Origin of the sequence: Ornithinibacillus proteolyticus (assembly GCF_039581225.1) — a bacterium.
Taxonomy (GTDB): domain Bacteria; phylum Bacillota; class Bacilli; order Bacillales; family Amphibacillaceae; genus Ornithinibacillus; species Ornithinibacillus massiliensis.
Map to the genome: position 1 here is coordinate 20,832 of NZ_JBCPXV010000036.1, position 13,741 is coordinate 34,572.

Sequence of the window (13,741 nt, forward strand, 5' to 3'; positions counted from 1 at the left end):
AGACAGTAATCCTGTCCCCAATCACTTAATCTTACGCCATAATGTACTTCTACTTATACCTAATCGATTGGCTGCTTTCGTTTGGTTGTAATTTTCTTCTATAAGAACCTGTTCAATGATTTCCTTATTTAGTTGATCTAATGTTTTATTCGTATGGATTAGTGGATTCGTAGATTCTGGAGCTGTCATCGTAATGCTGTTTAAAACGATTTTAACCGTATCTTCATCCACATAAAAATCATTCGTTAAAACAAATAATTCTTCCACTGCCCTTTTTAATTGGTCTAAATTATAAGTCCAATGAAAGTTCTGCAATCGATTAAGTGCCTCAGGCTTTAATCCTAATATCTGATTGCTGTATTTGGGTGCCATTTCACTTAAGAATAGACTGACAATGCTTGGAATATCTTCCTTTCGTTCATTTAAAGAAGGTAAAGTTAATGGAAAAACAGCTAATTCATTTCTTAAGTAAAGCATAAATGGTCCTTGTTCCATGGCTTTCGAATAATTGCTATCACATGTGAAAATTAACCGGTTCCTTTTGTGCACAAAGGAATTACTAAAATAGGACTCCAATAATAACTGATACTCATCATTTAGAAGATGTAAGTTACGGATATAAATGGTCATATCTTCTTCTAAAAAAGGTGAGTTATCAGATTCGAAAAGCAACTCCCATTTTTTATCATTCATATACATGACATCAATGATTACCATTGGTTTATTGCGATAGCGGCTTCTTTGATAAATGGCATGGGCTAACGTATCTTTTCCGGTTCCTTTTTCACCATACAGCAGTATCGGCGTGTCCGTTTCAGCCAGTGACCTTGCATTTTCAATGACATTGGTAAACAATTTATTGGATGTCGTAAACGTATCTAAATCTACTTGTGGTGAATCGGTACTATTTTTATAGAGAATAGACTTATCCATCGGCTTCAAAGGCGAACGAAGCTTTTTCAAATAGTATGTAGGATAGGTTTTACCCTTTATAGAAAGCTTCTTTCCAGTAATATGATAAGAATCTTGTTGGATAGACTTCACCATAACAAGGTCTTCCTCATCTTCTATGTTATTGCACGCTGATGCGCATTCCTTTACTAGAATAGAGGAAATCTCATCGTTTTCCTTCATACTTGAATAAATAACCTCTTCCCCCTCGTTAAACACTAAAACGCTTTCATTTGAATGGCGTATAATACTCTCTGTTATAATCGTTTTCTCCTTCGTTGCTGATAAATAATGATTGACCGAAATAATATCGGAAAATGCATTCATCACCGTCTCTCTACCAGATGTAACAAGAATAGAATGAAGTCCCATTTTCTTTGCATGTCTAACCGTGATAACATCGCCTACAATCAAGCTAACCCCATTCGCTTTTAAATGAGCGATGGCTTTTTCGATTTCGGCGATAGAGTGCAACGTTTGAATTTCAAGATCGTCGTTATTAAGCTGTCCAATTATATTGGCAGTATCTGTTATACTCTTAAAGCCTACTATGCCAAATCTACCAGAATAGTTTTGTGCAAGTTTAATTGCTCGCATCATATCAATAATAGATAGCTTCATGTCGATAACCGGTAAGTCCGTTATCTTTTGAATTAATTCTGCCGTCCCAGCCCTGGAAAGAATAAAATCATAATCCAGATCTGCTTTCGATTGTACAAGCTTTACCCCATTCAACATATCCCCAACAAATGTGTGAACCTCTAACTCATTCATTTCACCTGCCACTTTATCAATAAGATCCTTTAAGCCTTGATAAGGGGCTATGGCGAGAACCTTTATCTTTTTCAAATGCAACACCTCTAGTTCCATAATCATACTCACATTCTATCATATTTTAATTTTCAAACAAGAGAACGTTTTAAAATGATACTAAAAATAGTTTGCTAATAATTAGAAAAATATAAAACGTTTCAAAATGAAACGAATACGAAAATTATAATAGTTGAAAGCGCTTCAGTATGTGTTAATATGAAAAGTAAGTTTTCTAATAACAACTTGGGGGGGAGCAATTTGAAAGCAGCAGTAGTAGTAGAACCAACAAAAATTGAAATACAGGATATAGAGGTTCCAACGATTAAAGCGAACGAAGTACTTATCAAAGTGAAAACGGTAGGTGTCTGTGGTTCGGATTTACATCTATTTAAAGGGACCCATGCATTCCGTAAGCCACCTGCAATACTAGGACATGAAATCGCAGGTGAAGTGGTTGAAGTTGGACCAGAAGTAACTAAGTTTCGTATCGGTGATCGTGTAACAGTAGAGCCACATATTGGTTGTGGAGAGTGTGAGTTTTGTGAAAAAGAATTATTAAATTTATGTACTGGTAAAAAGGCACCTGGTGTCCCGGGCTGGATTGGAACATTCTCTGAATACTTCAACGCACCTGAGGATATTGTCTATAAAATAGCAGATAATATCAGCTATGAAATTGGTACATTAGTAGAACCACTAGCGGTAGGTATTCATGCGATTGAACGAATTACCGTACCAGAGAAAGATACGATTGCTATTTTAGGTTCTGGAACGATCGGATTATTAACATTAGTAGCGGCTAGAGAAGCAGGCTATAAAAATATCATTTGTACCGATACACAGCCTTTTAACTTAGAAATGGCTAAGAAGCAAGGGGCCATATTAGCATTAAATCCACTCGAAGATGATGTTGAGGCTAAAATTAAAGAATTTACTAATGGTAGAGGTGTTGATGTGGCAATTGTAGCTGCTGATGCTCCGGGCATTATCGATCAAGCATCGTCCATCGTAAGAAAACGTGGAGAAGTAGGAATTGTTGCGATGATTACGAAGCAAATACCAGTGGATACGTATAGCTTTGTATTCAATGAAATATCTTTATTCGGCGCCATGACTTATGAAACAAAGGATTTTGAAAAAGCTAGTCAGTTAGTTAATGCGGGACTAGATTTAAGCGATTTCATTACACAACGTGTCCCATTAGAGGAATCACAAAAAGCACTAGATATACTTAACGAAAAGAAAGAAAATGTCGTTAAAGTAATTGTAGAAGTAGATAAATAGAAAAGGAGAATGGAAAAAAATGAAAAGGATTTCAATGAAATTAATGGCACTATTTATCATCATAGGCTTTGTCATGGCAGGGTGTTCGGATGATTCATCTTCTAAAGATGGAGATGCGGTAACACTTAAATTAGGACATATTCAATCAGAAAATGATCTTTGGCATGATGGAGCAGTGAAATTTAAGGAAGAAGTAGAACGACTTTCAGAAGGTAATATGAAAGTAGAAATCTATCCAAACTCTACACTTGGTGGAGATAGAGATATGGCAGAAGGTATGCAAATTGGTACGGTTGACTTTGCTTTAGTAGCAGGGGTTTTAGGGAATTTTGAAGATTCTATTCAATTATTAGAACTTCCATATTTATTTAGTAGTCAAGAAGAATATAACAAAGTAATTCATGGTGAAGTAGGACAAGAGATTGCTAATCGTGTCTTAGAAGCATCTGATATTAGAATCTTAAATTGGTGGGATCGCGGACCAAGACATATTACGGCGAACAAACCAATCGAAACAGTAGCCGATATTAAAGGCTTGAAAATGAGAATACCGGAAATCAAAGCGATGGAACACACATGGCAAGCAATGGGAGCTTCTCCAACAACAATGGCATGGAATGAAGTGTACACTGGTTTAGAGCAAAATGTTATCGAAGCACAAGAAAATCCTATTCCATTTATTTTTGGTGGACGTATTCATGAGGTACAAGATTATTTATCTCTAACAGCACATAAGTACGAGTATGTGACACTAGCAATGAGTGATATGACTTGGTCTAAGCTATCAGCAGAACAACAAGAAATTATTCAAGAAGCAGCAGATATCGCGACAGAATATGAGAATCAACTTGTAGGTGAACAAACAGATGAAATTCTTGAAACAATGAAAAGTGAAGGGCTAGAAGTAATAGAGCCTGATGTAGAAGCATTCGCTGAGGAAGCTAGAAAATCTCACAGTGAATTCGCAGAGACAATTGATATCGATCTTTATAACCGAATTGTAGAAGCACTTAAATAGAAAAAAGAAGTAGGAGTGAAGAGTTTTCTTTGCTCCTCCTTTATTACAGATGAGAGGTGTTAACCGTGCAAAAGCTGGATAAGATTCTGGTGAAGACATTGTATTATGTTTGTGGATTCCTGATGTTTTTAATGGTATCCGTTGTTACTGCGCAAGTCATATCTAGGTATCTATTTAATAGTCCGTTGACATGGACGGAGGAATTAGCCCGTTATACATTTGTTTGGGTTTCATTCTTAGGGATGGCTGTTGCGATAAAATATGGATCCCATATTGCATTAGATATGTTAGCTCGAAAATTAACTGGTGTTAGTCGTAAAACGCTCATGGTGTTTAATAATATGCTAGTTTTAATTTTCTCAGGAATATTAACGTATAGTGGATTTGAATTTGTCAAATTAGGAGCTAGACAATCCAGTCCATCTTTATCATTACCGATGGAGTTCGTTTACATTGTTATTCCGATTTCCGGAATACTATTAATCTATTTTGTTTTAAGTGAAACCATACAAATTATCAGAAAGGCAGGGGATGAGCAATAATGGGTGCTATTTTATTTGGAACGTTTGTCGTACTTCTTGTGTTAGGCGTACCAATTGGTTTTGTTCTAGCGCTTTCCTCCATCGGAGCGATGCTGGCTAGTGATTATCCAATTGTTGTCTTAAGCCAACGATTATTTACAGCACTTGATTCATTCCCTTTTATGGCCATTCCTTTATTCATGCTAGCTGGGTCAATCATGGGGCATGGTGGAATTACTAAAAGAATCATTGATTTTGCATTATCGATTGTTGGGAATATCAAAGGTGCTTTAGGGCATGTTGTTGCCACAAGTGGAATTATGATGGGTGGTATTTCAGGGTCTGGTGTAGCAGATACAGCTGCTTTAGGTTCTGTCATGGTGCCAGAAATGAAAAAAAGAAAGTATGATGCCGGATTCTCGGCCGCTTTAGTAGCCGCTTCAGGAAGTATTGGGCTAATCATACCACCAAGTATCGCGTTAATTATTTATGGTGTAACAACACAATCCTCGATTGGAGATTTATTCGTAGCGGGTATTATTCCAGGTGTGTTAATTGGATTGGGATTCTTTGTGTATTCTTATTTTGTAGCGAAGCGGAAGAATTACCCGAAAGAAGGTAAAGTTAGCTTAAAAGGTGTATGGACTAGCTTTAAGCGAGCTGCTTTCGCCTTAGCGATGCCGGTGATCATTGTTGTAGGAATTAGAGGTGGCGCATTCACGGCTACAGAAGGTGGAGCAATCATTGCTGTTTACGCCTTTATCATTAGTGCATTTGTTTATAAAGAAATTAAACTAAAGGACTTACCGAAGATATTTTTTGATGCAGCATTAAGTACAGCTATTATTTCTACTATTATTGCTGCTACATCGCTATTTGGATGGTTATTATCAAGTGAACAAATTCCACAACAAATAACCGCTACATTATTGAGTATTACAGATAATCCAATTTTATTATTACTAATTATCAACTTAATCTTATTAGTAGTAGGGATGTTCTTAGATAGTGGCCCTGCCATTATGTTACTAGCACCGATTTTAGCCCCTGTAGCAGGAAGCTTAGGTGTAGATCCTGTACAGTTCGGTTTAGTTATGGTTATTAACTTGACGATTGGCTTATTAACGCCACCTGTAGGAACTTCTATGTATGTGGCAAGTAATATTTCAGGAGTCCCTATTATGGAATTATCGAAAAAGCTATTGCCGTTTTGGCTCATTATGATCGCTGTTTTAATGCTCGTGACATTTTTTCCTGAAATAACAACTATTTTCACAAAATAAGTATTGGCATAGGTAAATAAATAGGGTAAGAAAGGAATGTAGATATGGGGAAGATTATTTTAGGTATCGTAGCGGATGATTTTTCAGGTGGGAGCGACGCAGCGTCCTTCCTGGCTAAACAAGGTATCAAAACGTATCTATACAATGGGATACCAGCAGAAGATTATCAGGTAGATGATGAAAATATCGCCGTTGTCATTGCCTTGAAAACGAGAACAGAAGAGAAAGCAAAAGCTGTATCAGAATCATTAGAAGCGTTCCAGTGGTTGAAGAATCATGGTGCAACGCAATTATATAGTAAGTATTGTTCTACATTCGATTCTACTGAAGAAGGCAATATTGGTCCTATCATTGATGGGGTATTAGAAAAGTACGATATTCATTACACGGTTCTAGTCCCAGCGCTTCCGGTTAATGGAAGAATCGTGAAGGATGGGCAATTGATTGTGAACGGTGTGCCTCTAAATGAGACACACATGAGACACCATCCGTTAACACCAATGTGGGATGCTGACATAGCGAATTTAATGAAGCCACAAGGGAAATATCCAAGTCTAACCATTAACCATGAACAATTAGAATTACCTAATGAAGAAATTTTATCCTTAATTGAGGATTTCGGAAAAGATAAAGAGCATTTTTATGTGATTCCTGATTATGTGGAGGAAAAACACGCCAAAAAAATAGTCGAGCTGTTCGGTGATTTACCGTTATTAACCGGTGGATCAGGTCTAATGACCGAACTTGGTCGTAAATACCTTCATGAGAATTCTCAAGTGGAATTTCAAAGAAGCTCCACTAATGGAAAGGCGATTATTCTAGCGGGAAGTTGTTCGGTAGCGACCCTACAACAAATAGAAGAATTTAAGAAATTAAACAAGCCTTCATTTAGAATTGACCCATTCCAATTAGCTGATGGGACACAAACAAAAGAAATGCTATGGGAACAAATTCAAGCTTCAGAAGAAGACGAAATCTTAGTTTATAGCTCTGATAAGCCCGAGAATGTGAAAGAGGCTCAGAAAGCTGGAAGAGAAAAGGTATCAGAACTATTGGAGCAAACGACAGCATTTCTTGCGAAGAATGCAGTTGCTAATGGCTACAACCGTATTATTGTAGCAGGTGGTGAAACTTCTGGGGCGGTAACCAAAACACTAGGATACAATTCCTATTTAGTGGGCGATAGCATCGATCCAGGTGTCCCAATCATGGTACCAACTCAAAATAAAGACATACGTCTAGTGTTGAAATCAGGGAACTTTGGAGATAAGGATTTCTTTATCAAAGCAGCCAACATGACAAAGGGTGATTCCATTGACTAGCCTAGAGAAAAAACTATCAGATGCTATATGGATTGGGAAGGCTTTATTTGATAGAGATAAGGCAACAGGCTCCTCTGCCAATATGAGCTTTATCCACGAAGGTAATATTTATATTACTGGTAGCGGAACGTGCTTCGGAAATTTAACGAAAGAAGATTTTTCCGTAACGAGTCGCGATGGGGAACATCTTACAGGGATTAAACCAAGTAAGGAGCTTCCTCTTCACAAAACCTTATATGATAAGGATGATTCCATACAAGCGGTTATCCATACACATAGCTTTTATTCAACGTTATGGTCATGCTTAAAGCATGAGAATGAAAGGGACATCATCCCATCCTATACCCCGTATTTAAAAATGAAAATTGGAACGATTGGTCTAGTACCATATGGTAAACCAGGCTCGGAAACTTTATTTCAATATTTCAAGGACAGACTTCATGATAGCGATGGATACATCCTACAAAATCATGGACCAGTAGTAGGCGACAAGGATTTATTATCTGCCTTCTACGCACTAGAAGAGTTGGAGGAAAGTGCAAGAATAGCCTGGGAACTACGAAATGACCAACAAAGAGCTAACTTGATAACGTGATGGGTTGTAATTATGGATTGGAAGAGTACTGCGAATCTTGGAGAGGGAGCAGTGAATTCTGGAGAGGGAGCTGAAAATTCTGAAGAAGACGCTCAAATCCTGAAGGAGGAGTTCCAAATCCTGAAAGAAGACGCTCAAATCCTGAAAAAGGTGCTCCAAATCCTGGAAAACCCCCTCCAAATCCTGAAGAATATGTCAACTAGATAAAACCGAACGGATTCTTTGAATCGTAGTTCGGTTTTTTTCTATAGAATGGTATCTGTCATGATCGCAATATGCGCTGGAATATTAGTAAACATGTCCATCTGTTCAGTAATAAAAATCCGACTTGTCTAATATAGTACAGATATAGCTTGGACAATAGGAGGATTAAAAAATGCATAAGCTATTTCCAGGGTTAGGACCGTTAGCATCCTATCGACTTTCCTATTTAACAGATGATATTACGGCGGGGATTATCGTTACATTTTTATTACTTCCTCAAAGTATGGCATATGCACTTGTTGCTGGGGTTCCTATTGCGATGGGATTAATTGCGGCCACGATTCCGTTGTTCGTTTATGGGCTTCTCGGCGGGTCGAGATATTTGTCCGTTGGTCCAGTTTCTGTTATATCGCTTCTATCATTAACAGGCTTATCCAGTATGGCTCAACCAAGTTCGAAAGAGTATATCATGCTAATTATTATGTTAGCCTTCTTAGTTGGGGCTATCCAACTTGTGATGGGGATAGTGAGAATTGGATCCATTCTAAAATATATTTCAACTTCCGTCATCTATGGTTTCACTTCTGCACTTGCCATCATCATTATGCTGAATCAACTCCCTTCGATTCTAGGGATAGATTTGCCGAGCTACCAAGGATTTTTCTCCTATTTGAATCAAGTATTTACTCATCTTCCTATGATGAACATATTAACCTTGGCAATTGGGCTAGGAAGTATTTTCATTCTCATACTTTTTCAGAAAAAGTTCCATGTAAAGATTGGCCCGTTAGTTGTGATTATCCTTTCAGTGTTAGTAGTCGATTTTTTTCATTTAAATAAAGAAGGGATTGAAATAGTTGGCTCGATTCCACGGGATATCATCGGAGCAGGTTTTCAAATGCCAACTGTCGATACCATCCTGTCACTTTTACCGATTGCCATAACTATTAGTTTTATTTCTTTTTTTGAATCATTTTCCGTAGCGAAGACATTGGCCGATAAGGATCGTGAATCGATAAATCCGAATCAAGAGTTAATTGGCATAGGATTTGCCAATATGGCAAGCTCATTCGCAGGCTCCATTCCGGTTGCAGGTGCCGTATCGCGAGCGGCAGTAAGCTATGAGTCCGGCGCAAAAAGTAATCTATCTATCATTATTACAGCATTATTTATGCTACTAGCAATCTTTTATATCACACCATTTTTATACTTCTTACCTAAAGCTACATTAGGGGCAATCATTATCATTGCAGTAAAGAATCTAATCAACTTTACACCATTAAACTTAAAGTGTAATAGCATACAAGCTCTACCGTTTATCGTTACATTTGCAACTACCTTATTTTTCGATGTGTTTTTGGGGATTGTGTTTGGGATTATAGTGTCTTTAGGATTAACACTATTAACAAACCAAAAATAAGAGAAGAGGGGGAAGGTATTCTCCTTTCGAAATTAGTATCAACTCATAACAATTCATACTAAAGTTTTATTTATTATTTTTCAGAATATTAGTTATAATGGAGGTAGGAAAAATAACATTGAATACGAGGAGGCAATGAAGATGGATGTAAGTGGAATTTTACAAGTAGTGGAAAATAGTGAACTCGTCTACCCAAAGGAAGAAAAAACACGTGCTACAACGATTGGATCTACAGAAGCATTCCAAGAACTATTAGCCCAATCTCAGGCTGATCCGGCAAGCTTCTGGGAAAGTGTGGCCAAGGAGCTGGAATGGTATGAGCCATGGGAAACTACGATGTCTGGAAGCCTTCCTGATTTTCGCTTTTTTGAAGGGGGAATTAGTAACCCTAGCATCAATCTACTAGACCGGCACATTGCGAAGGGAGCGGGTAATCGTACCGCACTGATTTGGGAAGGAGAAAATGGGGATACGAAGTTTTTTACGTATAATATGTTACTAGCGGAAGTGAATCGTTTTTCCAATGCATTACGTTCTCTAGGTGTGAAAAAGGGGGATGGGGTCGCGATTTACCTTCCAAATTTAGCAGAGGCGTTCATCGCAGTGCTTGCTTGTTTCCGTATTGGTGCGGTGTATAACGCGATTTTCTCAGGGTACTCCGAAAAGTCGTTGAAAGATCGTTTGACCGCCTTTGAACCAAAAGTAATGGTAACAGCGGATGCTACCCAGCGTCGTGGTAATACGATTTACTTAAAGGAAAAAGTGGACCATGTTGTTCCGGAGATTCCTTCTGTTGAGGCAGTCATTGTGGTCAATCGATTTGGAACAACAGTGAACATGGAACCAGGCCGCGATTATTGGTGGGAGGATTTACGAGCAAAAATGAGTAAGGACTGTGAGCCAGAAAGAATCGAGGCGAATGAGCCAGGGATTGTATTTTATACAAGTGGAACCACCGGTAAGCCAAAAGGGGTAGTTCATTCTGGAATGGCGTTTGTAGTCCAAAATTATATTTATGCCAAATATCATATGGATCATAAAGATGACGATGTGTTCTGGTGTTCTGCAGATATCGGATGGTTAACGATGCATATTTGGGGAATTGTAGGTTCCTTAGCAAATGGTGTGACAACAGTAGTTTATGAAGGGGCACCAGATTATCCGACAAAGGACCGCTTTTATCAAATTATCGAAAAATACCGTGTGAACAAGCTTTTCACCGCACCAACTGCATTACGGATGCTAAAAAGCTTAGGAGATGAGGTGCTGGATCAATACGACCTAAGTGACCTTGATGTAATTTCCTTAGTTGGTGAGCCATTTGATGCGGAGACATGGCGTTGGACTTATGAAACCCTTGGGAAAAAGAACATTGCCGTGAATAATACATGGGGACAAACGGAAACAGCTGGCTGCCCGATAGCAGGAGCTGCCTGGCTAACACCGATGAAGCCCGGATCAGCGGGAATTCAATTCTTAGGTGCAGATGTCGCGGTTGTCGATTATGACGGAAAACCAGTGGAACCGAATACGTTAGGAAACCTAGTTATCCGAAAGCCATTCCCAATGCTCTGCCGTACGTTATGGAAGGAACCTGAACGCTATTACAATGCCTATTTCAGCCAAGTAGAGGGCTGTTATTTTGCCTCTGACTTAGCATTAATCGATGAAGACGGCTACATATGGGTCGTTGGCCGTTCTGATGATGCATTCAATGTTGCCGGACACCGATTAAGTACGATGGAAATGGAAAGTGCCGTTCTTGAGGTAGATGGAGTGTCAGAGGTAGCTGTCATTGGAGTACCCGATACCATCAAAGGAGAAGTACCAGTTGTGTTTGTCCGACTTGCAGAAGGATATACAGAATCAGATGAACTATTAAGCAACATAACTGCCAGTATCGTGGATCAAATAGGGGCAATTGCAAGACCAAAGGAAATTATCGTATCAAAGAGCCTACCAAAAACAGTAAGTGGAAAAATTATGCGTAGGCTATTGAAGGAAATTGTAGTAAAAGGTAACGTCACGGGAGATATCACAGGGCTTGAGGACCCAAGTACCGTCTCACACATTCAAGAGACCATTAATAGTCGAACAAGAATGTAAGGGCTTTAATAAGCGGGACAGTAGGATGCTGTTCCGTTTTTTGTTGGGGGACGAGGGGAAGGGGTGCGTGGGAAATCGCGCGAGGATGCTGCAAATTCGTGCGAGAACCTCGATATTTCGCGCGGGTTAACGTGAAAAATGCGCGGGAAGTTCTGGGTTCTTGCAGGGATAAATGGGTATCGCGCGAGAAAGCCCAAAATTCGCGCGGGAATGCTCCGAAGTCGCGCAAGAATCTCGATATTTCGCGCGAGGAATCCTGAAAAACGCGCGAGAAGTTCCGAAATTCGCGCGACAAACAATCTGTCGCGCGATTTACAATGAAGCCCGCGTGAAATTTATTATTAGTCGCGCGATTTTACGTCCATTCCGCGCGAAATACATCATGGGATTAAGAGTTACTTTGATTGCGGAGCGTAATTTTACCAAATGATAAATTTACATATAATAGGTAAATTAAAATTATCTTCTATTATAGGTAATCAATATTTTCAACTATTAACTTCAACGCAATTTTACTAATTTATCAATATGACAAGGAACCACACCTTAACTATAATCATTATAAAAATGATGGGGTGTTAAGGGCATGGTTATATTAAATAGAAAAGTTCCTATTACATTAAAGAAATTACAAGCACTTATTCCGCGACTAAGACCAGACTTCCCTAGGATTTATGAAATCAAACAGGATGAAAGAAATAGAAGAAAGGGATATGAAGGAGAAAAGCATATTGATTACTATATTGAGCTATTAGCGGATAAATTTACTATTCTTCATGATGTTTGCTTGGAAGTGAATAAGAGAATTTTTCAAATGGATTCTATCATAATTTCGAAAAAAGCGATTTATATTATAGAGATGAAGGATTATAGTAATAAAATTACTTTCGATACTAATCTAAACCAATGTATTCGTAGTGATGGTGATATTGAGATGGGGTATCGTCATCCTATTGCACAGGCTGAGAATCAGAAGTTACTATTGGAAACTTGGCTAGAGCAAAACTTTTCCCGTCATATACCAGTACGTTATTTCGTGGTTTTTAGTGACCCAAATACAATTATTGATGTTATAGGAGATAAGGAAGCAATTGCAGAAATTGTACTCCACGCTAATCACCTTCCAAATAAAGTACTTAATATAGATAATGAAATAAATAATACTATGAAACAGAAAAGTCATCTAATTGGTAAGAGGATATTAAAAGAGAATAAAGACTTCGAAATTGATATATTGAAGGAATACCAAATAAGCCGTAATGATATTCTTTCTGGAGTTCAGTGTCCAAAATGTCAAACACTAGGGATGAAGAGAGGGCATGGCAAGTGGATTTGCATGCGATGTAAGTCTGTGTCCAAACAGGCACACCTCAAAGCATTGTCTGATTATCTTATCTTAATAAATCCTTATATAAGTAACAAGGAGTGTATGAGATTATTAAATGTATCGAGTAAGGATGTTACTACACGCATATTAAAATCTAGTAATCTTATGTATGATCCACTTCATAGGAGATGGAAAAAGTAGTATATAATCAAAAATTAACTTTCTTAAAGACAAACTCGATGTTATTTTGTTTTATTATTCAACATCTGAACTTATTACGCTATAAGGTTAAGGGTAGGGAGTGCTTGAATTAAAATACGTATTTTAGGTATTGCAATTGATCGTGATATAAGGTATATTATTAATCTATCATATTATTTGTCATAGATTTTTAAAAAAAGTGTTTGACTTTATGATTGATAGTATGATATATTATTTCTTGTCGCTAAATTAAGTGGCAAAAGCGAATAAAAACTTTTTCAAAAAAACTATTGACATTGATTGAGAGATAGTGGTATGATATAAAAGTTGTCGCTGAATTAACGATAAACGATTTGCTCTTTGAAAACTGAACAAAACAACCAGTATGTTTAGAATAACTTAGGCGAACGCCTAATAGTTATTCTTATGCAATCAACTAGTGCGACAGCACTTGTTGATCGAATGCCAAGAAGAAACATACCCTGTTTTTTCTATTAAAGAATTACAGAAGCTAGCAGCTTCTTTGCTAAGAATTACCTATGATTGATTGGTGTCAATCATAGACAAACTTTTTTGGAGAGTTTGATCTTGGCTCAGGACGAACGCTGGCGGCGTGCCTAATACATGCAAGTCGAGCGAGTGAATTTAACTGATCCCTTCGGGGTGACGTTAATGGATCTAGCGGCGGACGGGTGA

The 13,741-nt window shown here is 38.0% G+C and carries 11 protein-coding genes and 1 rRNA gene; 11 read left to right on the forward strand and 1 reads right to left on the reverse strand.

The genetic code is table 11. From position 1 onward, the window contains the following. Nucleotides 1-21 precede the first annotated feature (21 nt). Nucleotides 22-1,800 (reverse strand): sigma-54-dependent Fis family transcriptional regulator, encoded by a 1,779-nt coding sequence (locus tag AAIB49_RS15015; protein WP_343458502.1) that lies wholly within the window; start codon nucleotides 1,798-1,800, stop codon nucleotides 22-24. Between the two features lie 222 nt (nucleotides 1,801-2,022). Here AAIB49_RS15015 and AAIB49_RS15020 point away from each other — a divergent pair, with 222 nt between their 5' ends. The 11 genes from AAIB49_RS15020 to AAIB49_RS15070 form a co-directional block, all read left to right on the forward strand. Beyond that, nucleotides 2,023-3,048, forward strand: a complete 1,026-nt coding sequence (locus AAIB49_RS15020) for a zinc-dependent alcohol dehydrogenase (protein ID WP_343458503.1) — start codon at nucleotides 2,023-2,025, stop codon at nucleotides 3,046-3,048. Between the two features lie 19 nt (nucleotides 3,049-3,067). After that, entirely contained in the window at nucleotides 3,068-4,066 is a 999-nt protein-coding gene (locus AAIB49_RS15025; protein ID WP_343458504.1) for a TRAP transporter substrate-binding protein, read from the forward strand. Nucleotides 4,067-4,131: 65 nt separating this feature from the next. Next, nucleotides 4,132-4,608 carry a TRAP transporter small permease gene (locus AAIB49_RS15030; RefSeq protein ID WP_339213406.1) on the forward strand — a complete coding sequence of 159 codons (477 nt, stop codon included), beginning with the start codon at nucleotides 4,132-4,134 and terminating at the stop codon, nucleotides 4,606-4,608. Next, a complete protein-coding gene (locus tag AAIB49_RS15035) occupies nucleotides 4,608-5,870 on the forward strand; it encodes a TRAP transporter large permease (RefSeq protein ID WP_343458505.1) in 1,263 nt (420 codons plus the stop codon). Before AAIB49_RS15030 ends, AAIB49_RS15035 begins: the two co-directional genes overlap by 1 nt. A gap of 44 nt (nucleotides 5,871-5,914) precedes the next feature. Further along, complete coding sequence (otnK, locus tag AAIB49_RS15040; protein ID WP_339213409.1) at nucleotides 5,915-7,192, forward strand: 3-oxo-tetronate kinase; 1,278 nt, start codon at nucleotides 5,915-5,917, stop codon at nucleotides 7,190-7,192. Next, nucleotides 7,185-7,787: a class II aldolase/adducin family protein gene (locus tag AAIB49_RS15045; protein WP_339213411.1), complete on the forward strand. Its 603-nt coding sequence runs from the start codon at nucleotides 7,185-7,187 to the stop codon at nucleotides 7,785-7,787. Before otnK ends, AAIB49_RS15045 begins: the two co-directional genes overlap by 8 nt. Before the next feature lie 12 nt (nucleotides 7,788-7,799). Continuing rightward, on the forward strand, nucleotides 7,800-7,994 hold the full coding sequence (locus AAIB49_RS15050; RefSeq protein WP_343458506.1) for a hypothetical protein: 195 nt from the start codon (nucleotides 7,800-7,802) through the stop codon (nucleotides 7,992-7,994). Between the two features lie 169 nt (nucleotides 7,995-8,163). Beyond that, nucleotides 8,164-9,411 (forward strand): SulP family inorganic anion transporter, encoded by a 1,248-nt coding sequence (locus AAIB49_RS15055; protein ID WP_343458507.1) that lies wholly within the window; start codon nucleotides 8,164-8,166, stop codon nucleotides 9,409-9,411. 141 nt (nucleotides 9,412-9,552) lie between these two features. Then, entirely contained in the window at nucleotides 9,553-11,517 is a 1,965-nt protein-coding gene (locus tag AAIB49_RS15060; RefSeq protein WP_339213416.1) for an acetate--CoA ligase, read from the forward strand. A 586-nt stretch (nucleotides 11,518-12,103) separates the two neighbouring features. Continuing rightward, nucleotides 12,104-13,045 (forward strand): nuclease-related domain-containing protein, encoded by a 942-nt coding sequence (locus AAIB49_RS15065; RefSeq protein ID WP_343458508.1) that lies wholly within the window; start codon nucleotides 12,104-12,106, stop codon nucleotides 13,043-13,045. A 570-nt stretch (nucleotides 13,046-13,615) separates the two neighbouring features. Beyond that, nucleotides 13,616-13,741, forward strand: a 16S ribosomal RNA gene (locus AAIB49_RS15070); the annotation flags it as partial.